Annotated in this window: 18 protein-coding genes, 7 tRNA genes and 1 pseudogene; 3 read left to right on the top strand and 23 right to left on the bottom strand. The window is 38.9% G+C overall.

The annotated features are described in order from the left end of the window. Positions 1–17 precede the first annotated feature (17 nt). The 4 genes from ACRRMM_RS17670 to ACRRMM_RS17655 form a co-directional block, all read right to left on the bottom strand. Positions 18–395 (bottom strand): MmcQ/YjbR family DNA-binding protein, encoded by a 378-nt coding sequence (locus tag ACRRMM_RS17670; protein WP_048001239.1) that lies wholly within the window; start codon positions 393–395, stop codon positions 18–20. A gap of 149 nt (positions 396–544) precedes the next feature. After that, entirely contained in the window at positions 545–1,438 is an 894-nt protein-coding gene (locus ACRRMM_RS17665) for an alpha/beta hydrolase (RefSeq protein WP_432450923.1), read from the bottom strand. 189 nt (positions 1,439–1,627) lie between these two features. Next, positions 1,628–3,067 carry a DHA2 family efflux MFS transporter permease subunit gene (locus tag ACRRMM_RS17660; protein WP_008346741.1) on the bottom strand — a complete coding sequence of 480 codons (1,440 nt, stop codon included), beginning with the start codon at positions 3,065–3,067 and terminating at the stop codon, positions 1,628–1,630. Positions 3,068–3,139: 72 nt separating this feature from the next. Further along, positions 3,140–3,718 carry a TetR/AcrR family transcriptional regulator gene (locus ACRRMM_RS17655; protein ID WP_017358454.1) on the bottom strand — a complete coding sequence of 193 codons (579 nt, stop codon included), beginning with the start codon at positions 3,716–3,718 and terminating at the stop codon, positions 3,140–3,142. A gap of 214 nt (positions 3,719–3,932) precedes the next feature. On the opposite strand from ACRRMM_RS17655, the gene ACRRMM_RS17650 reads away from it, so the two are divergent. Both ACRRMM_RS17650 and bglS read left to right on the top strand, forming a co-directional pair. Continuing rightward, positions 3,933–4,643: an alpha/beta fold hydrolase gene (locus ACRRMM_RS17650; protein ID WP_017358455.1), complete on the top strand. Its 711-nt coding sequence runs from the start codon at positions 3,933–3,935 to the stop codon at positions 4,641–4,643. Between the two features lie 244 nt (positions 4,644–4,887). Continuing rightward, the gene (gene bglS / locus ACRRMM_RS17645) at positions 4,888–5,619 is read left to right on the top strand and encodes a beta-glucanase (protein WP_017358456.1); all 732 of its coding nucleotides are present in this window, start codon (positions 4,888–4,890) and stop codon (positions 5,617–5,619) included. Positions 5,620–5,661: 42 nt separating this feature from the next. Here the strand turns inward: bglS and ACRRMM_RS17640 are convergent, their stop codons facing one another. Then, positions 5,662–6,063: a MerR family transcriptional regulator gene (locus ACRRMM_RS17640; protein ID WP_017358457.1), complete on the bottom strand. Its 402-nt coding sequence runs from the start codon at positions 6,061–6,063 to the stop codon at positions 5,662–5,664. Positions 6,064–6,286: 223 nt separating this feature from the next. On the opposite strand from ACRRMM_RS17640, the gene ACRRMM_RS17635 reads away from it, so the two are divergent. Further along, the gene (locus ACRRMM_RS17635) at positions 6,287–7,336 is read left to right on the top strand and encodes an NAD(P)-dependent alcohol dehydrogenase (RefSeq protein WP_081114926.1); all 1,050 of its coding nucleotides are present in this window, start codon (positions 6,287–6,289) and stop codon (positions 7,334–7,336) included. A gap of 123 nt (positions 7,337–7,459) precedes the next feature. Here the strand turns inward: ACRRMM_RS17635 and licT are convergent, their stop codons facing one another. The 18 genes and pseudogenes from licT to ACRRMM_RS17545 form a co-directional block, all read right to left on the bottom strand. Next, positions 7,460–8,305, bottom strand: a complete 846-nt coding sequence (licT, locus tag ACRRMM_RS17630; RefSeq protein ID WP_017358459.1) for a BglG family transcription antiterminator LicT — start codon at positions 8,303–8,305, stop codon at positions 7,460–7,462. Positions 8,306–8,417: 112 nt separating this feature from the next. Then, positions 8,418–9,188 carry a carbohydrate deacetylase gene (locus tag ACRRMM_RS17625; RefSeq protein ID WP_017366671.1) on the bottom strand — a complete coding sequence of 257 codons (771 nt, stop codon included), beginning with the start codon at positions 9,186–9,188 and terminating at the stop codon, positions 8,418–8,420. Between the two features lie 65 nt (positions 9,189–9,253). Then, complete coding sequence (locus tag ACRRMM_RS17620) at positions 9,254–11,098, bottom strand: beta-glucoside-specific PTS transporter subunit IIABC (RefSeq protein ID WP_035390358.1); 1,845 nt, start codon at positions 11,096–11,098, stop codon at positions 9,254–9,256. Between the two features lie 601 nt (positions 11,099–11,699). Further along, positions 11,700–11,903, bottom strand: coding sequence for a cold-shock protein (locus ACRRMM_RS17615; protein WP_003214229.1), 204 nt, complete (start codon positions 11,901–11,903; stop codon positions 11,700–11,702). Between the two features lie 268 nt (positions 11,904–12,171). Beyond that, positions 12,172–12,966, bottom strand: coding sequence for an alpha/beta fold hydrolase (locus ACRRMM_RS17610; protein WP_182489427.1), 795 nt, complete (start codon positions 12,964–12,966; stop codon positions 12,172–12,174). A gap of 314 nt (positions 12,967–13,280) precedes the next feature. Beyond that, entirely contained in the window at positions 13,281–13,778 is a 498-nt protein-coding gene (locus tag ACRRMM_RS17605) for a hypothetical protein (RefSeq protein WP_182489429.1), read from the bottom strand. Further along, on the bottom strand, positions 13,775–14,731 hold the full coding sequence (locus ACRRMM_RS17600; RefSeq protein ID WP_073415680.1) for a caspase family protein: 957 nt from the start codon (positions 14,729–14,731) through the stop codon (positions 13,775–13,777). The genes ACRRMM_RS17605 and ACRRMM_RS17600 overlap by 4 nt, the downstream gene beginning before the upstream one ends. After that, positions 14,728–15,165, bottom strand: coding sequence for a TIR domain-containing protein (locus tag ACRRMM_RS17595; RefSeq protein ID WP_182489431.1), 438 nt, complete (start codon positions 15,163–15,165; stop codon positions 14,728–14,730). The genes ACRRMM_RS17600 and ACRRMM_RS17595 overlap by 4 nt, the downstream gene beginning before the upstream one ends. 464 nt (positions 15,166–15,629) lie before the next feature. Further along, positions 15,630–16,148: a hypothetical protein gene (locus tag ACRRMM_RS17590; protein ID WP_236797887.1), complete on the bottom strand. Its 519-nt coding sequence runs from the start codon at positions 16,146–16,148 to the stop codon at positions 15,630–15,632. 1,048 nt (positions 16,149–17,196) lie between these two features. Beyond that, positions 17,197–17,514: pseudogene (locus ACRRMM_RS17585) on the bottom strand (ATP-binding protein); the annotation flags it as partial. Positions 17,515–17,639: 125 nt separating this feature from the next. Beyond that, positions 17,640–17,723, bottom strand: a tRNA-Leu gene (locus tag ACRRMM_RS17580). Between the two features lie 48 nt (positions 17,724–17,771). Further along, positions 17,772–17,854: transfer RNA gene (locus tag ACRRMM_RS17575), tRNA-Leu, on the bottom strand. A gap of 7 nt (positions 17,855–17,861) precedes the next feature. Continuing rightward, positions 17,862–17,937: transfer RNA gene (locus ACRRMM_RS17570), tRNA-Lys, on the bottom strand. Positions 17,938–17,968: 31 nt separating this feature from the next. Next, a tRNA-Gln gene (locus tag ACRRMM_RS17565) sits at positions 17,969–18,043 on the bottom strand. A gap of 24 nt (positions 18,044–18,067) precedes the next feature. Then, positions 18,068–18,139: transfer RNA gene (locus ACRRMM_RS17560), tRNA-Glu, on the bottom strand. 9 nt (positions 18,140–18,148) lie between these two features. Then, positions 18,149–18,239, bottom strand: a tRNA-Ser gene (locus ACRRMM_RS17555). A gap of 4 nt (positions 18,240–18,243) precedes the next feature. Continuing rightward, positions 18,244–18,318, bottom strand: a tRNA-Asn gene (locus ACRRMM_RS17550). A gap of 209 nt (positions 18,319–18,527) precedes the next feature. After that, entirely contained in the window at positions 18,528–20,375 is a 1,848-nt protein-coding gene (locus ACRRMM_RS17545) for a sigma-54-dependent Fis family transcriptional regulator (protein ID WP_048001244.1), read from the bottom strand. Positions 20,376–20,393 lie beyond the last annotated feature (18 nt).

The following is a 20,393-nucleotide window of genomic DNA, read 5'->3' as shown; positions in this document are numbered from 1 at the left end:
AACTGAACGTTCAGCATTTAATCGGTTTCTTTTGAATTATGTTGGAGGATAGCCTGCTGAGCTTTTTTTGTTAATTTGTGAAAAACCAGTTGATAGGAATGTTCAATTAGCTCTTCGACAAATGAAGATGGAATATCTGCATCAAGATAAATAGAATTCCAATGCGTCTTATTCATGTAATAGCCGGGAATAATTCCTTCATGCATTTCTCTTAATTCTTCAGCACGTTGCGGATCACATTTTAAAGTGATAACTGGCTTGCGATCGACGTCTCCCCCCATCATGGCGAACATCTTTCCACCTATATGATAACGATCTGCCTGCCACTCAGGTTGATAGTCGTGGGTTGCTCCTTGTAAAGAAAGACAAAATGCCTGTAGTGTCTCTTTTTTCATTCTATTAGCTCCTTTTTAGATGTCTTCTATCTTACTATTATATCGACTACTGCGATTGTTGTATCTACACTTCTTTTCAAGACGTCAGCAAGAACACAAAAAAAGCACAGAAAAAAAGTCTGTGCTTTTTACTGATATCCGAATATTTCTTATTCAAACGCCTTCTTAAGCTGATCGCTCATCAGATGCCAAGCCTCTTCAGCTATCTCTAAGTCTCCGGCATGAGTGAACGCATGAGGGACTCCTTTAAATTGTTTGTATGTGACATCTACCCCTGCTTCTTTTAACTTGTCCGCATAATGCTCAGCTTCTTCAGCTAGTGAATCCTTCTCAGCTGTGATAACAAGAGCTGGGGGCATTTGTGCTAACACTTCTCTCTCTGCAAAGACTGGAGAAACGAGCGGATTGTGCGGATCTTGACCTTGCAGGTAGAAGGCATTAAACAGTCTCGCCATTTCCACTGGAATTGCTTCTTCAAACGCTGGCTTTTGTGCTGGATCAGTAGCCAAATCAAGCGGCGGATAATCAAGCACTTGATAGACAATCGGAAGTTTGTTCCCTTTTTGGATATCAAGCAAACAAACCGCTGTTGCCAAATTCCCACCTGCACTATGTCCGCCAATGGCTAATCGATTTGGGTCTATTTGTAGTTCTTCAGGATCTTCATATAACCATTTCATCACATCGTAGCATTCATGAAGAGCGGCCGGGAAAGGGTGCTCCGGTGCCAGCTGATACTCCACATTGACGACGATACACTCCGCACGATCTGCTATGACCGGACACCAATGATTATCCATTTCAGCACTTCCAAGGATAAAACCGCCCCCATGCAAATTCACGAAAACAGGAAGGGGTTGTTTCAATGTTTTCACAGGTTTAAATACCCACACCTTTGTTTCACCAGCACCCGTTGAGATATCATATTCCATTTTGTTCACTTCAGGAGGGTGGACTGGCTTTAGTTCTGATTGGCCAGCTAATGAGTCTTCAGCTGGTTGACGTAATGACTCAGCCATTTTGATTTGTTCGTCTAAGTTCATAATCTCAGCTCCTATCTTATTCTTTTATCTCTATCCATTCGTTACGAATTTCGCCTTTTCCTTCAATGTCGTCAGAGAGTCGTTGCTTTTTATCTATCTCCCCATTTTCAGCTCCTTTGAAACAAACATTCCCCCTATGAATAAATAAAAAAAGCACTGCGGCGCTAAGTCCTCAGTGCTTTTCATATATTATGATACTTGTTGTTCTACTTTCACTCGTTTAATAAAGAAAGCAATCACCAAGCCAATCACTGTCATAATGACAGCAAAGATAAAGGCATGCTGGACGCCATTTGTAAAGGCGAGCAGCTGATTGACTGGATTTGCGGGATCAGCCACATTTTCCATAAAGCTGCGAGCTCCTGATGAAAGGATCGAGATACCAACTGCAGTCCCAATCGCTCCTGATACTTGCTGCAATGTATTCATAATCGCTGTACCGTGCGGATATAGCTCTGGCGGCAGCTGATTCAATCCATTTGTTTGGGCAGGCATCATGATCATCGCAATTCCTATCATTAACGTAATATGAAGCGTCACGATATAACCGATGGACGTATTCACACTTAAGTTCGTGAAGCCAAACATGGTCGCTGCAACGATGACAAGGCCTGGGATGACAAGCCACTTCGGCCCAAATTTATCAAAAAGCCCACCCATGATTGGCGATAACAGTCCATTGATAATTCCACCTGGCAATAGCATTAAACCAGCTGTAAATGTAGACAGTGCCAAGGACGTTTGCAGATATAATGGCAAAATCATCATAGCAGACAGCATCACCATCATACACACTAAAATCAGAAGTAACCCGATCACAAACATTGGATATTTAAATGGGCTTAAATTCAACATCGGTTCTTTCATGTTTAACTGTCTTAGGGAGAACACAAGAATGCCAATGACACCTACAACAATCGCCACAATCACATGCATACTGCTCCAGCCGCCGCCTTCACCGGCACTGCTAAAGCCATACACAATTCCACCGAAACCGATGGTTGATAGCACAATCGATAAAATGTCGATTTTCGGTCTTGTGGGTTCCGTAATATTTTGCATAAAAATATACCCAAATACGAGTGCAGCAACTAATAACGGAAGCGAAATCCAAAAAATCCAATGCCATGTTAACGATTTAAGAATGAGACCAGAGACCGTTGGACCAACTGCTGGGGCAAACATAATGACAAGACCGATAATCCCCATTGATCTACCTCTTTTATGAGGCGGAATGATAACCAAAATCGTATTAAACATCAATGGAAGAAGCAAGGCTGTTCCTACTGCCTGCACCACACGTGCCACCATTAAAATACTGAAGACAGGTGCAACGGCCGCAATAAATGTACCGATGATCGAAAAGACCAGTGAGGTAATGAAAAGCTGTCTTGTTGTAAACCATTGAAGAATGAGGCCTGAAATTGGAACAAGAATCCCTAGTGTTAATAAATAGCCGGTTGTAAGCCACTGAGCAGTCGTTGCTTCAATACCAAAGTCTAATGTTAAACTTCTCAGCGCCATGTTGAGTGCCGTTTCACTAAACAGTCCAATAAATCCAGCTGTGATAAATGAAATAATAATGGGCAGCGTTCGAATGTCGGAAGCTGCTGTTTGCTGTTTGTTCATATTAAGTTGGCTCCTTTTCTTTTTCAATATTAAGCAATCTTAGGAAGTCAGGCTAGTCAGAAATGAGCCACTTCATTGTCGTTGAAAAACAGATAAAATTTGTTTTTCCGCAGCGAATTGTGCAATTTTTTCGATTGAGTAGCCGGATTCATGAATATAAAACATGAGTTCAGGCGTCATTGGAGAGGACATACATAATGTCGTCAACTCAATATCTTGTATGTTCGCTTCTCCTTTTATTTTCGCTTCCTCAAGCAAATCACGAATGATTTGTTTGAGTGATTGACTGTAATGACAATCATATACTTTACTTGTCTGCTCTAAATTTCCAGAGATCGTCAGCATCCGGATCCAGTCTAAGTGATGACCAACGATGAGATGGATCTCCTCGAGAACATATTGCAAACGATCTTGAACCGGCTGATCACTGATTTTATTTAAGTAAAGATGCAAAGCAGGGATCAGCTGTTCAAATCTCTCACCAAGAATAGAGAGACACAAATCACTTTTATTTGCATAGCGGCGGTAAAGGGTTCCTTGACCAACACCAGCTGTTTTTGCGATTTTATGCATGCTGACATTCTCTACACCAAACTCTTGAAACAAAGAGAAAGCGACCTCTTCAATTTCCTTTCCAATATCCTTTTCCATGCTACCTCACCTTCTCTAGCTTCATCCACATCACATCTATTTGTATGTTTTGATTCAAGGCTCTTTAGGTTTCATTTAGGACAATTGTCCCGGTATTATCTTACGGACAACTGTCCGCTTTGTCAATCATTCTTTTTTTGCGATTTTTACTATCATTTGACTGATCCACTTGTTGTAACTATAATGGTTACAAAAAGTGATAGAGGTGATTGGATTGAATACATTCCTATTCGTTCATGGTGCATTCCAAGGAAGCTGGTGCTGGGACCAAATAAAACCTTCTCTTCAACAGAAAGGTCATACAGTGATAGCAATTGATTTACCTGGCAGTGGCGAAGACGCCACGCCTCCACAGGACGTATCATTAGAGAGCTATGTAAACAAAGTCGTCACAACGATTGAAAAAATAGACGAACCCGTCATTTTAGTTGGACACAGTATGAGCGGGATGGTGATCTCACAAGTAGCTGAGAACATTCCAGACAAGATCAAAAAACTAGTATATGTCTGTGCATTTGTTCCTGAAAACGGACAAGCTATTAGTGATATCGCATCAGGCGGTCCTAAAGCAACGTTTGACGAAAAGAATCAGACCATCACATTAATGGAAGAATTCATTGCGGAGGATATGCTCAACGAAAGTTCGGAGGAAGATCTGCAATTGTTTAAAAAGAAGATACGTCCACAGCCTGTTCAGCCTTTTGAAGATCAAGTTTCATTAACCAATGAAAGATTTGGAAGAGTGCCCAGTGTCTATATTGAAACAACAAATGATCGCTCCATTCCGGTTGACTTGCAAAGACAAATGTATGCCACTAAACCTTTTGAGCGCATCTATACCCTTGATGCCGATCATTTCCCTTTCTATTCTAGAAAAAAAGAGCTTGTGGACTGTTTATTAGATATTGCAGTTACAGAAAGATAGTAAACAGCAAGAGATAAATATTTTGAGATGAAAAAGAGAAAACATATGTAAAGGATGAAAAACCCAATCATCACTACTGGCGTTTTTGATCCTTTTCTATTGATACCTCAATTCCCATGAAATAAGAGAAGATTCTATCAAACTCAACTGCTTAATATCAGAAATTAGACCGATTTTCCATTTTACAAGAATCATGTATGATCAATTAAGAAAGCGCTTCCAAAAAGGAGAGGAGAATGCTTATATGTCTTATCGTGTAAAACGGATGCTGATGCTGCTTGTCGCTGGGTTATGCTTGAGCTTGTCCACATTTACAGCTGGTGCCTCGGCACAAACTGGTGGATCATTCTATGAACCCTTTAACAATTACAATACCGGGTTATGGCAAAAAGCTGATGGGTACTCTAATGGAAACATGTTTAACTGTACGTGGCGTGCAAACAATGTCTCCATGACGTCGTTAGGGGAAATGCGGTTATCGCTCACAAGTCCTTCCTATAATAAGTTTGACTGCGGGGAAAATCGTTCCACTCAAACATATGGCTATGGACTTTATGAAGTCAGCATGAAACCAGCAAAAAATGTTGGGATCGTGTCTTCGTTCTTTACTTATACGGGACCGACTGATGGTACGCCTTGGGATGAAATCGACATCGAATTTCTAGGAAAAGATACGACAAAGGTTCAGTTTAACTACTATACCAATGGTGTCGGAAATCATGAAAAGATCGTCAACCTTGGTTTTGATGCAGCAAACTCTTATCACACATATGCGTTCGACTGGCAGCCTAACTCAATTAAATGGTATGTGGACGGTCAATTAAAACACACGGCTACTACTCAAATCCCTCAAACACCGGGAAAGATTATGATGAACTTATGGAATGGTGCAGGTGTCGATGAATGGCTCGGCTCCTACAACGGTGTTACCCCACTTTACGCTCATTACAATTGGGTGCGTTACACAAAAAGATAACCACATCACAAAACCTGTGACAAGTCACAGGTTTTTCTTCATTTAAATAGAGCTCGTTTTTAATTGATGAACTAGTTTTTGTTCATAACTGTGGATAATATCTTCATAACTTTCGATCTTGTAATCTAACCGTTTAATCGTTTCTTCGATTTCCTTTTGTTTGTCTACGAGTCTTTCTCTCTCATTGACCAAAATACTCTTCCTTGAGGACAATGTACGATCCTCTCCCTCGATAAATAAAGCCGTATATTCTCTAAGAGCATCAATTGACAGACCCGCATTTCTCATACATTTAATAAATTCTATCCACTGAATATCTTCTTCTGTATATTCACGAACACCATTTTCATCACGCCTGATCGGTCTAATTAAACCTATATTCTCATAATACCTGAGCGTAGCAGTAGATAAATCGAGCTGCTTGGCGGCTTGTGCTATTTTCATTATTTTCACCCTTCTCTTCTTTCTCTTACTTGACGATCTCCCTTTTCCCATCATCTCCATTTTAATCGAGAAGACAAGATACTTTTGGCTCAAATCTTGATTCAAGGTTGATGCTAAAGCCTGAATTGAGGCGATCAGAGGGTTCTATGTTGACTTAAAGTTCACTTTAAGACGTACAGTATAGAGGAAGGACCGAATCTTACTTTTGAAAGGATGATCAAGAATGTGTCAGACGCACCAATCAAACGTTTTAAGTGTTTCCCATGCAAAAGCAAACTTTGAACGGACAACCATTGAACGAAGAGCCCTTCGTCCACATGATATTTTAATTGATATTCAGTTTAGCGGGATCTGTCATTCAGATATCCACAGTGCCTTTGATGAATGGGGCGGCGGTATTTTCCCAATGGTTCCGGGTCATGAGATTACTGGAGTTGTTTCAGCTGTTGGGGATGCTGTCACGAAATTCAACATTGGTGATCGTGTAGGCGTCGGTTGTTTTGTCGATTCTTGCGGTACATGTGAATATTGCCAAAATGGAGATGAACAATATTGCAAGAAAGGAGTCGTTCAAACTTATAATAACCTGGATTATGATGGAGAACCAACTTACGGCGGCTACAGTCAGAAAATTGTTGTGACAGAACGATTTGTTGTCAATATTCCTGACCAGCTTTCCCTCGATGTCGCCAGTCCTCTTCTCTGTGCCGGCATCACAACGTATTCTCCGTTAAAACACTGGAAGGCTGGGCCTGGCAAAAAAGTGGCGATTGTCGGAATGGGCGGTCTAGGTCATGTCGCCATTCAATTTGCACGCGCACTTGGCGCAGAAGTGACTGTATTAAGCCGCTCTTTGAATAAAAAAGAAGAGGCCCTGTCATTTGGTGCAAAAGACTATTTTGCTACAAGTGACCCTGATACGTTTAAGACACTAGCCGGTCAATATGATCTCATTCTCAATACCGTCTCTGCCAATATCAACGTGGATGCCTATTTGTCCTTACTTCGTGTTGACGGAACATTAGTGAACGTCGGTGCACCACCAAAGCCAGACAACTTCCATGTGTTTTCATTAATTACTGGACGTCGCAGCATCGCCGGCTCACTCGTTGGCGGCATCCAAGAAACACAAGAAATGCTCGATTTCGCAGCTGCTCACAATATCGCACCACAAATTGAAATGATCAACGCAAACCAAGTCGATGAAGCATATGAACGTGTGCTCAATAGTGATGTGCGTTATCGGTTTGTGATTGATATTTCAACATTATGATCAAAAAATCATGTTCAAAGACTAGCCTGTTTGGCTGGTCTTTTGTTGTTTCAATCAAAATAAAAAAGGCTACTATATGAATAGTAGCTCAAAAGATCGGTTTATATTTTGCGAAAGAGCATATTATGAACGATTTGTACTCCTATTGGTTACTCGATGTATATGAATGATTAAATAGACAAGCTCTTCATCGGTAGGAGTGATCCTATCATTTTTCTCTAGGTATGTGACCATTTTTTGTGCACAGCTATATGCTTTTGGATAACGATTTTTTATTTGTTCAAAAAGAGAATCATTTTCATCCGGTATTCCCTCTTTAGAGAGAATTCGATAGGCAAAATATCTTAAATGTGTCATAAACCTACTATAATTTATTGAATTTTCGTCTAGTTTAATGCCATAGTGGTATTTCACAATATTGATTAGATCATTCACAATCTTGGTCACTTCAATGGTTTGCTTCATATCACTCCCGCTCTGTTGAGCATTTACAAAATGAAGCGCAATGGACGCAGCTTCTTCAGTTGGCAGTGCAATTTGAAGCCGCTCTTCAACGATTTTTAGTGCCTCTAAAGCCACATGATATTCCTCTTTATGAAATTTTTGAATTTCCCATAAAAGCGGGTTTCTGATATCGATGCCTTCTTGATATCGTGTTATGGCAAAACTAATATGGTCCGTCAAGGTTAGGTAAATATTTTGGTTGAAACTTACGGCTAATTTATTTTCAGCATATTCAATCATGTCTTTTGTTAGTTCTAAATATTCGATGTTAATATGTTCAATGAGTTCAGTCAGCTTGTTGGTTTGACCTTTGTCAATGACAAACTTTTTATCCACTTTCGAAAAGTCTACCTCTTCACTGTTATGCTTATTAAAACCGATCCCTTTCCCCATCACAATCATTTCATGATCCATCTCATCACTTAATAAGATGACATTGTTATTAAAGATTTTTTTGATTTTCATTTAGATCACCCACTTTCCTACAATCCTAAAGAAGAAAATCCAGAGAAAATTTAACGTTCTCATTTTAATCTATCATACTTTATTAAAAAAATACTTTTATCATTTTAAAATGTTAAAGCTGACTAAATGAGATCAGTTCGATGCCTTGTTCTTTCATGTAACCTAACCACTCCTGCTTTAACAATAACTGTAGATCCTCTTCTCGCTCATCATTTAATGAAGAAATTGTTCGCAACTCATCATCAACAAATCCAGGATGGCACGGTATTTCAATCGTTGCGTTTGTCTGTTTATATTTTGCTATCGTATTGATGAGGACAGATTCCTGCATAATGGGAACTGAGAAATCTGCGCATAATACATCTGTCGTTTTCACACCCGATTCGGCTAATTGAGATTTAATGAAAGGATCATCCGTTAAAACATCATCTTTTCTCATAGGAACACGATATTCTTTGGCCAATTCAAGGATGATCTGAAACATCTCTGCATGCATAACACTAAAACCATGATGTGTGTCAATATGTGTCAGTGTTAATCCCGAAGAAAGGAACTTTTCGATTTGGGCTCTGAGCTCTGCACGGACTTCTCCTTTATGAAACGTACTTGGAATCAATGATGGCTTTCGATAGAAATTCCCTTTGCCATCTACAATCGACTGAACCTTCCCACTTTCAAGTATAGGTTTCAATAATGTAAGGTTTAAGTGGACTCCCATTGCTTCAATTCCTGCTTCTTTTGCTAATTCTATAGATCGATCAAAATGTCTTGTATTCGTCAACATCGTGGTATCTGTAATGATCCCTTCTTGCATCCCTTTCAAAATGCCTTTACTCACTGACTCTGTTAAACCAAAGTCATCTGCATTGATAATTAACCTCACGGAAGCACACTCCTTTTCCTGATATTTAGAGACAAACACCAGGTAAAGAATACCTGGTGTTCATATTAAGATTTTTTCTTTAGATTCAGTAAATCTTCGTTCTTTTGAATTTGCTCTTCAACTGGAACAACCGCATCTATGTGCTCATATTGGTCGGAATTTGTGATGACAATTGGTGTTGTCGTCTGAAAACCAGCTTCAATGATTTTATCTAATTCAAATTTGATGAGAGGCTGGCCTTGTTTCACATCATCCCCTTGATTCACCAAACAAGTGAAATACTTTCCATCCAGTTTCACCGTATCTATTCCTACATGGATTAATATTTCGGCTCCCTTTTTAGAAATCATGCCAACTGCATGTCCACTTTCCATTGTAACCGATATGACGCCATCTACCGGGGCAACGACTTCCCCTTGGCTCGGTTCTATCGCAATTCCTTTCCCCATCGCTTCTGAAGAAAAAACAACATCACCCACTTGTTGAAGTGCTTTCACTTGTCCAGAGAGAGGGCTCATGATTGACTCGTTTGTTTCAAGCTCTTTATTCGTAGCGTTGTCTTCTTTTTTCTGTTGATGCTTCAATTCATATCCAAATATGATGGGAAGAACTGCTGCAATAACAATCGTTATCACAATACCTAGGATATAGAGAATCATCGGACTTTGAGCCGGGAACGTAAATACGTTAAGGAAGAAATTAAAGACAACTAATTTTACGTTAAAGATCGCAATCAGCGCTCCTCCAATGGCTCCTGCTACAACCATATAGATCATTGTTTTTCTATGTCGAAGGATAATCCCATATAAAATGGGTTCCGTAATTCCAGATAAAATGGCTGATAGAAATGTCGAACCACTTAAGGCTTTCATATCTTTGTCTTTTGTTTTCAAGAAGACCCCTAAAGCAATCCCCATTTGTGCTGCAACAGATGCTGCTGCCAATGGCACAATTAAATCAGATCCACTTTTAAGATTTTCTAAAATGATAGGCACCATTGCCCAGTGCAGTCCAAACAAAACTAAGAAAGACCAAGACCCTCCAATGATAATACCCGATACAATATGACTGCTATTGATCAAATAATTGACCAAGTCGCCTAACCATGTCCCTAAATAAACACCAAATGGTCCAACGAGCATGGTTGTTAAAGGTACAGTGATCAAGATAGATAAAAACGGAACAGCAAATATTTGAATATTTTTGTGAATGACTTTCTTTAAATTTCTTTCAATGAATGCAAATAGACTGACGGCAATAAATATAGGAAATATTGATGATGCGTAATCTAATAAAGGAACTGGGATTCCTATAAAGGAGACAACGTTTCCTGCCTCACGCAGAGCAGTGAAGTTAGGCTCTAGCAGTGCTGCACCAATAGCACCTGCTACATATGGGTTTGCACCTAATACTCTAGCAATCGTGACTCCTAATAAAATGGGTAAGAAATAAAATACTGCATTACCAGCTGCCGCAAGAACGGCGTACGTACCACTTTCTGGCGTTAATATATGAAGATTTTCTAAAACGATTAACAGTGCTTTCATCAAACCTGCCCCTGCAAAAGCAGGAATTAATGGCGTTAAACTTCCTGAGATTAAAGCAAACACTTTTGATAAAATGGTTTGTTTTTGCTCTGATTTCCCGACGGAATGGTCATCATTAAATTGCCCTTGACGTTCAATTTCTTGATAGACATCAGATACATGACTTCCAATGACCACTTGCAATTGCCCGCTACTTTCAACTACCTTTAAAATGTCTGGATGTTGCTCCAGTTCACCTTTTTTCACTTTATCACTTTGGCTCACCCTAAAACGCAGCCTTGTCGCACAATGAGTGACACCTTGAACATTCTCACTGCCACCCACCAATTTTAAAATATCTTTTGCTAACGTCACTTTATCCACTTTCATCGCCTCCAGAAAAATAGTTTAAACCAAACTTTTTTACGAGTTCCCCCCTTCAAAACAATAAACATGTTATCTTTCTATGTTGAAATAAAAAAACCTGAATTGAGGCCGGTTAATTGCATCGCAATGCAATTAACTCACATCAATTCAGGTTTCGCCTGCCGAACAGTCACAATCCCTTTTCATATATGTCATTGTCATGAAGATTTGCTGAAAAAAGGTATAAAAAAACCTAAACTGAAACCAATACAATAACAAACATTATTGTACACGTATCAATTTAGGTATCGCCCTTAACGGTCACAATCCTATTATGAAACTGCTTACACATTTAATATAGAGTATTTTTTGAAGAAATACAATATAAATTTTAACTAATTCAATTCTTGTTAAAGAAAGTTTGAGTAAAAAAGAAAATAAAATAATTTATGGAAATTCCGCATTTTGTCAATCTAGTATGTTATACTATACACTAACCTTTGAAGCATGAAATTTTTTACGAATACCTTGCACCATCTCCCTACTTGTACGCTGAGTAGGGTTTTTTCATGCAAAAAAAACAGGCCCTCTGTAGAGAACCTGTTTTGAAAAAGGAAGATTAAGCAGTTTTTTGAACGTTAGCAGCTTGAGCTCCACGAGAACCTTGCTCTACGTCAAATGTTACTTTTTGACCTTCGTCTAAAGATTTGAATCCGTCACCTTGGATAGCTGAGAAATGTACGAATACATCGTCGCCTTCTTCACGTTCGATAAATCCAAAACCTTTTTCTGCGTTAAACCATTTTACTGTACCTTGTTCCATGATTGTTGCCTCCTCGTGCGTTTACCACACAATGTATTATACTATCCTTGCCCAAAGTACCCTCAAGACGAAAAGTCAATCTTCATACTATCCTTTACGCCGAACAAAAATAATTACTTTTTATTATAGCATGAATCGGAAATAATTGCAATTTGTTGATTTAAAAGCATATCACACATGACATAGTGACTCAAATAAGAGAGGTGAATTGATGGTAAAAAGAATAATCTAGTTCCGTCTCACTCCAGTAAACTCTTATTGATAAATACTACACATTTTCAGACTCCAGTCTATTTAACCAGTTATGAACTAATGAATGAAACACATCGGGTTGTTCAATCTGCAGGTTGTGACCAGCCATATCAAGCACAGCAAAAGTGGCCCTTGGATAGTCTTCGATCAGCCGCCACGCATCGTGATATCCGACGACATGGTCTTGACGTCCTGTGATAATGAGCGTAGGATACTGAAATTCAGAAGTAATATCGAAAGTATAGCCATATCCATTTTGAAGAATATTGTTGATGAATTCATGATTTGTTTGTTTAGAAGGAAGGTAAATTTCATCGCGGAACCTTTCCCACTCCATCTTTCCTTGCACAACGGCCATGGAGCAAAATTCATCCGCCTCTTCTGAAGTCAGATGTGAAATTAAGTGACTGTCACTTTTTAGAACGGTCTTCTCTGGCACGACTCTTTTATCGAATACAGGTATAGTCATTGGGGCCACAAGCAGTAATCCACGAACGATTTCCCGACGTGAATGAACAATACCTCTAGCTATGTACCCTCCATACGAATAACCACAAACAATAAACTGTTCATCAGGGATCATCTCGTCCAAAAGACGCAATACCGCTTCTAACATATTATCTGAGTTCTGAATAGACGGATGTGGCTTGGAACGTCCCATCCCCGGTAAGTCTATGTATATTCTTTTCCAACCGCTTTGTTTTTCAAATACCGGTTCCAATGCATGTAACATTACTTGATGGTCAAGTGTCCAACCATGCAATATCACGATCGGAAATCCTTCTCCAATGACTTTATGGTAAATTGACATGTATTTTCCTCCTTTCCTAACCTTCAAAATTTTATCACAATTTGAGTAATATTCTTCGGTTCACTGAACTTGATATTATCGTAAACTGCCATAGATAATGGTTCTATCACTTCGAAAACATAAAAAACCAAAGGTCTAAAACCTTTGGTTTCTTAGATGCGGCCGAGAGGACTTGAACCTCCACGGTTATTACAAATGGAGTAGGATAGTTATATATACAACCGTTCTTCCCTCTCAATTTTGGGCAATTTAAGGACAACTTCAATTTATCAGCACCATTATTTCACCATAATATACATTTAAAATTGACGACTCTAACAATCTGATGAGGACAGAATATTAATAGACAAATCATTAGTGTTTAAATGTATTACGTTCTTGTTTAAACTTAAGCAATATTTTACTATGTCACCTGTTCCACCAAGCCCTCTAGCTGATTGACCATCCCATATAGCGATTAAGAGCTCTGTTGACTCAACTACGTATTTTCCAGCCTCATAGAAAGCTTTTTCCTCTGGTTCAGGAAAAGATAAAACTTTCTTAATGACAGCATGATTTAATAAATCTTGGTACTTTAATAGAGATATCGATTCATCAAATGTTCTATCATAATTCTCTGAAGGAATAATTGCATGATATGGGATTCCAACTTTCTTAAGGATCTCAGCAAAAAGTTGATCTGCTCCTTTGGCTAAACAAGTATAACCACAAGTAACATCATGTTCAGTTATAATTTGTTTAAGCTTTACAGCTATATCGTTATACTGCTGACTTGAGCCTAAATTTTGATGTCCTGTTATGCCTACATTCATAGTCTACCTTGATTTGCAAGAGACCAGTAAAAACGCCCTAAAGCTGTTAACTTGCATTTTTTGCTATTTACAGCTGCATAATACATATGCTCTTCTCCTATTGGCTCAACCAGTCCTGCAGAACGCAACCGTTGGAGATTCTTAAAAATTTCTTCTTTTTCTTTATCACCATGACCTTCATCTGGCTCGAAAGAGGGGTCAAGTTGAAAATGCTCATGAGGATCAGGAAAATATATATTTAACTTTCGAATTGTTGCTAAAGAAGCTTTCGGTTTACATTTCCTGATTGGAAGTAGCTTTGAAACATGAGATTTAAATAACGGCCTTTGGTCCCAAGCTCCTAAAGCCTGATCAGCATATGCATATATACTTGCAGCAGTGACATTTCCTAACGCATCTGCTGCTCCCCCATCTAAAGCATCATGAATTAATGATGTAAACACACCGGAACCAGCAGCTTCCATAGCGTATTGGGAAGTTCTGCTTGCTGTTAGTATAGATACTCCCTCACTAATTATTGCTTGTTCACTGTTTGATAACATATTAGCCCCCATTGAACCACTATGACAGCAATCTAATATAATGACTATCTCATTTATTTTAGTTTTAGCATCGTTTGCAATCTTCAACACCTCTAACATCGGAATTCCATCAAGTTCTTGAGAAACTAGATACCCCCCAGCTCCAAGACTGTCTAAACTCCCATGTCCAGAAAAGTAAAGCAGAGCAACATCAGCTGGTTGTTCGAATAATTCGCAAATTTTTGTTTTTAGCTCTCTTTTATTAATACGTTCATCATCATCATGGTCACTTACGTATAGCTGACAATCAAAGTTCCTCTCCTCATTTTCATGAGTAGCTAAGATATTTGCCATCTTTTCCGCATCATTGACACAACCATTAAGAGGCGAATTATCATAATCATTTATACCAATCAAAAGTGCCCGTCTCATTTAACTCCACCAGAAAATCTCACAAATTTATTTTTCCCTTCATTTTTAGCCCATTCAATCATTTCCACAACACCTTCCCAAGTCCATTTAATTGTTTTACTTCTTGGGAGTCCTTCAGGTAACGTTGTAGAAGAATTTGCGCCGTCTACATAAACACCAAAAACAGGAACATTGTTCTTTTTAGCCATCTCTATTTCTTTTTTTACGCCAATAGCTGAACTCATTGATTTTCCAACTAAAACAATACACATATTAGTTTTTTTCATCTTTTCTTCTACTATTTGTTCCCACTTACTTTGTGGCATAGCTTCTTTTGCGGACCAATCAGAGACAGAAAAAGGCACCCTTGAATTTTTACATTGCCCTACAAAATAATTTTTTTGCGGTTCATTATGATCAAAATCAAAACTTATAAAAGCTCTAGGATTTGACATTTTAATTCCCCCTAATTAATTTATAATATAATTATACTATTTTTTGGATAAAATTGTTGAATTTTGTCTCAATTATATTAAATAGTTATTTTATGGACATTCTTTAGTCTTCAGTTAATATTGAATTCATCGAGAATAAATCAAATAAAGTCTTAGTTATTTGTATACATATACTTAAAAACTCTACATTAATTCCTTTGGTACACGTTAATAATTACTCAACTATTCCAAGTATCTTTTTCACAAATTAAAAACAGTCTAGACACATGTCTCGACTGTTCTTAGTTTGTTAACTCCCTACACGCTCAGCTAATATTTGCAATTCTTCTCTAAATGAGCTGTCAGAATTAGCATTTTCATTTTTGTTTAGCTCACCCGATATAGCTACGCTCCCGCCTCAAAGAAGAATCGATTTTCCCAGAAAAGAAATCAACCAATTTGTTTCCAACATTTACAAGTTTACCTTACCCCTCAATTGACAAGGCATTAAGAGATTCAATCCAATATCCAGCCTTATTTACCCATAAGCCTGCCACAATTATGACAAGAAAAAACAAAGCGAAACGTCTCATACCCTCCTTAAAATTCCCTCTTATAAAGAATAGATAGACTAGGAAGGCTATCAGAAACACAAAAATTATTTCTCCAAAACTTTTCTTCAAAACATTGTACATATCCTTAGAGACGCTCGTAATAGCGTCGCTAAAGTTATTTATCGGTTCAGCACTCATAAACATGTCCATTGCCTTATCAACGACAAGAACAATTATTTGTGTCGTACCTAGCATTACATTGGATATAGAAACAATGGTACCTTTTATCATTCCGTCTTCTGCTTGATTGTGAGCTTGGTAATGCTCCAACGGAAAACGACTTATTTCAAGATCAACCCCACCAACCTTTTCAATTTTTGGTTTAACCGTTTTGTCTCCTTCTTTATAATCCGCAAAGACCAAAGTTACAGAAGAAACCAACATCACCATAAGAAAGTTATTATTAAGCTTTTTTTCTTCATTTCATCCTCCTAAATCCCCAATAAAAAAAGCCGCTCAAATATGAACGACTAATTTTCAAATCTCTTCTTTTTATGATATTAATTTTGAAACCCGTGCCCGTTGTGTTCGTTGGTTGATTTTTTTCGTTTCGATCATCTATATGTTGTGTTTTGTTAGATTCCATTATACTATATACAGTGTAACAATTACATAGTATCAAAAAAAGAGACTATCATGAATAGTCTCGGAAAGGAAATGGTGAGTTCAATATGTCTATTATATGGATCGTAATTCTTTTGTTGATTAAAATAAACATTAAAACAATAAACGTCAATATTTCATTTAAAAAATGATTTAACTGTAAGACTTGCATAGTTTAACTCCGCCAAGTTAAATTGGGCTTTTTAATTCTTATAATCTAATTATATGAATTGTAGCATGTTAATTTTCACTGATCAAGCTTATTGATTACAAATTGGTCAATTCTAGTTAAGGAATATAATGTTTATCTGTGAGAAAGGAAACATCATTTGTTTGAGCTATCAATCTCCAATTTTCCCTTAACTAAATTTGCATTTCGTTAAACCAAATTACGGCTATAACATTCTGCTAACCACACAGACATTTTTTTGGTTTCAACTAAAGCTGAAAAAAGGTACAATAAGAAAAGGAATACAAGCTACTGCAATAGCATGTATTCCCACGTCCCAAAAGAGGGAGGTGAACTTTAATGCTGGAACTGGTTAATGAGTATTTAAGTATGATTAATTCCGTAGCATCAATTGCATATATTGCAATGTCTACATACATCATACTAAGACACAAAAAAGCATAAAGTTCATTATTCAACTAGACCCGATTTTCGGGTCTTTCTTTATTTCCTCAGTCTACTTAAAGCAGACCTCATTGGAAGTGTAGGAGCAATTATTTGCTGTGCTTAAATTGCAATTCTTTTGTTTAATACAAGTTCATTATAGCATTATTAAAATACAAATTACAAATAACGCAAAAATAAATACATCAACAAAACAAAAAATCACAAATACATCTCTTCAACATTGACCACTTCACTTTTATTGGTCTCAAAAGCCCCCATCCACTCTTCAAATAGACATTCAATTGATATTTTAGAGGTACGTCCGTAAATATCTTTAAACAAGCATTGGCCTTGAAACATTGATCCAAGCATCTTTTAATTTTCTTCACTTGGTTCAAGATTCATCCATTTAAAGACATCTTCCCTTTCACTTGGTTCGTCAAATGCAAATGCGACACCAAAGTTTCCTTTGTCATCATCATGTAAAGCATCCTTTGTTGATTGTGAGATGGAGAACTTAGCATTAATGTAAGAACGCACCTAATATACCCTCATTCATTTGATACTCTATTTTTTGCTTTTGGTGAAGCTTGAGCCTATCCTGCCAGCTACATTTAGATAATACAAAAAAACCAAAGGTCTACAACCTTTGGTTTCTTAGATGCGGCCGAGAGGACTTGAACCTCCACGGGTTATTCACCCACTAGGCCCTCAACCTAGCGCGTCTGCCATTCCGCCACGACCGCGTGTATGATGTGCTCATATATTCATAAGTGCACTGTTTGAAAAAACAATGCGGGTGAAGGGACTTGAACCCCCACGTCATAAAGACACTAGATCCTAAGTCTAGCGCGTCTGCCAATTCCGCCACACCCGCATGAAAATGGTGAGCCATGAAGGACTCGAACCTTCGACCCTCTGATTAAAAGTCAGATGCTCTACCAACTGAGCTAATGGCTCATCTGCTATGCAGAAAAACATATATAAAAAATGGCTGGGCTAGCTGGATTCGAACCAACGCATGACGGAGTCAAAGTCCGTTGCCTTACCGCTTGGCTATAGCCCAACGAATCAACATAAAAAGAAAACATGACCCGTACGGGATTCGAACCCGTGTTACCGCCGTGAAAGGGCGGTGTCTTAACCGCTTGACCAACGGGCCATATGATAATGGCGGAGAAGGAGGGATTTGAACCCTCGCGCCGCTTACGCGACCTACACCCTTAGCAGGGGCGCCTCTTCAGCCACTTGAGTACTTCTCCATTATGGCTCCGCAGGTAGGACTCGAACCTACGACCGATCGGTTAACAGCCGATAGCTCTACCACTGAGCTACTGCGGAATAATGAGACATGTTTCATTATATCTATGCCAGAAAAATGTGTCAAGAATTTTTAAGTGTTTCATTCCTGTCTCATTAGCGACGGCTTTTATAATTTAACATATACTAATATAACAGTCAAGCCTTTTTCCATGCCATTTGTTTAACTTGGCAGAAAGCCCCCGACCTCCACGTAGACCAAGGGCCTTGATGCAGCCTTCCACATGAGATTAAGACAAATGAAACTTTCGCATCCACTTATAAAAAGTACTTCTTGGCACTCCTGCTAACCTCGCTGCTTCTGACACATGACCTTTTGTTTTATGCAGTGCGTCTATCACTGTTTGCTTTTGAATGCGTTCCCTGAATGTGAGTTCTTTTGAAGTCTCCGGTTGCTCTGCTGGATGCAGCTTCTGTTTTTTCTGATCAATCGCCTCTAATACTGAAGCATATTGCGATTCACCAATCCATCCACCTTTCGGAAAGAGGACCCTTAGATGTTCAAACAGGTTAAAAAGCTCTCGTATATTCCCTGGCCAGTGATACTTCTGCAATTTCTGAAAAAATGATTCAGGAAACGCTGCATTCCAGTGATGCTTCTTTTGGTAATAACGATACAAATCATGAATGTCTTCTTTTCTTTCTCTAAGCGGCGGGATATTGATCGGATAGACATGAAGACGGTAATACAAGTCTTCTCGTATTTTTCCTTCCTTCAGCAGTTCGTTCATATTACGGTGAGTCGCTGTAATGATTCGAATATCCAAAGGGATTTCGTGTGTCCCGCCGAGCGGTACGACTGCCCTTTCTTCTAACACCCTAAGAAGCGCTACTTGCATCGCATATGGGATTTCGCCTATTTCATCTAGAAAGAGTGTTCCTTTATGGGCTTGTTCAAATTTCCCTTTAGCTCCGTGACGTTTTGCTCCTGTAAAAGCACCTTCAGCATAGCCAAACAGCTCACTTTCTAACAGGCTTTCAGGAATGGCTCCGCAATTAACAGCAATGAACGGCCCTTTATGCCTTTCACTGGCGGAGTGAATGGCTCTAGCGGCGAGTTCCTTCCCTGTCCCTGTTTCTCCCCAAATATACACATGAGCATCTGTTTGTGCCGCTCTCTTCATCTCACTAAGCGTCTGTTGAAATACCTTACTTGTTCCTGATTCCCCGGGAAATTGAGCAAAAGAAACGGTCATGCTGCTTTTCGCTGCTTCTTCAAGAGAAAGGGATATGCCTAGCACCTTCCCGTCTTGCTCTGATTGAATGATCTGCTTTCCCCGGATAACAAATGGATGATCCTTAAGCCGCTCAACATCCATTCCATGCCAGTCTGAAAATCGATCTCTAATCGACCTGCTGGCAGACACAATTTGCTTTTTTTCATTACAGACCACATACGGTTCATCTGCTTCCACCTGCTGGAGACAATGAGTGATCAGCTCCAGCTCTCTCCTTTTTTGCTGGACTTGAATTTCTCTCTCTATGGCATAAGCAACCGTTGAAGCCATTCCAAGCATAAAAGGGTGCTTGTTATCCGTCATACAGGAGATGTCAATCACCCCTATGATTGTACCGTCCGCATCGTGAATTGGAGCAGCTGAACAACTCCAATGATGAGAGGCGATAGAAAAATGCTCCGTTCCGTTGATCGTCACCGCTTCTCCGATGACGAGTGCCGTTCCGATCGCATTTGTCCCTACATCTGTTTCAGTCCAGCGTGAACCCTCCATAAAATTAATTCTTCTGGCTTCCACCATCGTTCTTTCGCTTCCTGTCAGACTTAGCACATAACCATCTGCATCGATGAGTAAGGCCAGCATATCAGAATCTTTTAATTGCTGATTGATTTTATTTAAGTAAGGAAGAGCCGCATTTAGGAATAATGAATATTTCTTTTTTTGGGCACTGAATCGTTCCTTTTCTAACAACGACTGTCCTTTACCTAAATACGGATTCACATTTGCCTGTTTACACCTGTGCCATGATTCTGCCACTCTCTTATTCAGACGAGACTGATCAAGCAAACCTTCACGAACAAAACGTTTCCACGTATTTAAATAACAAGGCGTCGGATTCATTCCATCCTCTCCTCTGGG

The sequence above is a fragment of the Bacillus sp. XT-4 genome, from assembly GCF_050864245.1.
GTDB classification, from domain to species: domain Bacteria; phylum Bacillota; class Bacilli; order Bacillales; family Bacillaceae; genus Bacillus; species Bacillus altitudinis.
This window is presented reverse-complemented; position numbering and strand designations above follow the sequence as displayed.

Excerpts from the sequence above, each read along its gene's own strand:
- ACRRMM_RS17670 (WP_048001239.1), bottom strand. The coding sequence starts at position 395 with ATGAAAAAAGAGACACTACAGGCATTTTGTCTTTCTTTACAAGGAGCA.
- ACRRMM_RS17665 (WP_432450923.1), bottom strand. The coding sequence starts at position 1,438 with ATGAACTTAGACGAACAAATCAAAATGGCTGAGTCATTACGTCAACCA.
- ACRRMM_RS17660 (WP_008346741.1), bottom strand. The coding sequence starts at position 3,067 with ATGAACAAACAGCAAACAGCAGCTTCCGACATTCGAACGCTGCCCATT.
- ACRRMM_RS17655 (WP_017358454.1), bottom strand. The coding sequence starts at position 3,718 with ATGGAAAAGGATATTGGAAAGGAAATTGAAGAGGTCGCTTTCTCTTTG.
- bglS (WP_017358456.1), top strand. The coding sequence starts at position 4,888 with ATGTCTTATCGTGTAAAACGGATGCTGATGCTGCTTGTCGCTGGGTTA.
- ACRRMM_RS17640 (WP_017358457.1), bottom strand. The coding sequence starts at position 6,063 with ATGAAAATAGCACAAGCCGCCAAGCAGCTCGATTTATCTACTGCTACG.
- ACRRMM_RS17635 (WP_081114926.1), top strand. The coding sequence starts at position 6,287 with ATGTGTCAGACGCACCAATCAAACGTTTTAAGTGTTTCCCATGCAAAA.
- licT (WP_017358459.1), bottom strand. The coding sequence starts at position 8,305 with ATGAAAATCAAAAAAATCTTTAATAACAATGTCATCTTATTAAGTGAT.
- ACRRMM_RS17615 (WP_003214229.1), bottom strand. The coding sequence starts at position 11,903 with ATGGAACAAGGTACAGTAAAATGGTTTAACGCAGAAAAAGGTTTTGGA.
- ACRRMM_RS17610 (WP_182489427.1), bottom strand. The coding sequence starts at position 12,966 with ATGTCAATTTACCATAAAGTCATTGGAGAAGGATTTCCGATCGTGATA.
- ACRRMM_RS17605 (WP_182489429.1), bottom strand. The coding sequence starts at position 13,778 with ATGAATGTAGGCATAACAGGACATCAAAATTTAGGCTCAAGTCAGCAG.
- ACRRMM_RS17600 (WP_073415680.1), bottom strand. The coding sequence starts at position 14,731 with ATGAGACGGGCACTTTTGATTGGTATAAATGATTATGATAATTCGCCT.
- ACRRMM_RS17595 (WP_182489431.1), bottom strand. The coding sequence starts at position 15,165 with ATGTCAAATCCTAGAGCTTTTATAAGTTTTGATTTTGATCATAATGAA.
- ACRRMM_RS17590 (WP_236797887.1), bottom strand. The coding sequence starts at position 16,148 with ATGGTGATGTTGGTTTCTTCTGTAACTTTGGTCTTTGCGGATTATAAA.
- ACRRMM_RS17545 (WP_048001244.1), bottom strand. The coding sequence starts at position 20,375 with ATGAATCCGACGCCTTGTTATTTAAATACGTGGAAACGTTTTGTTCGT.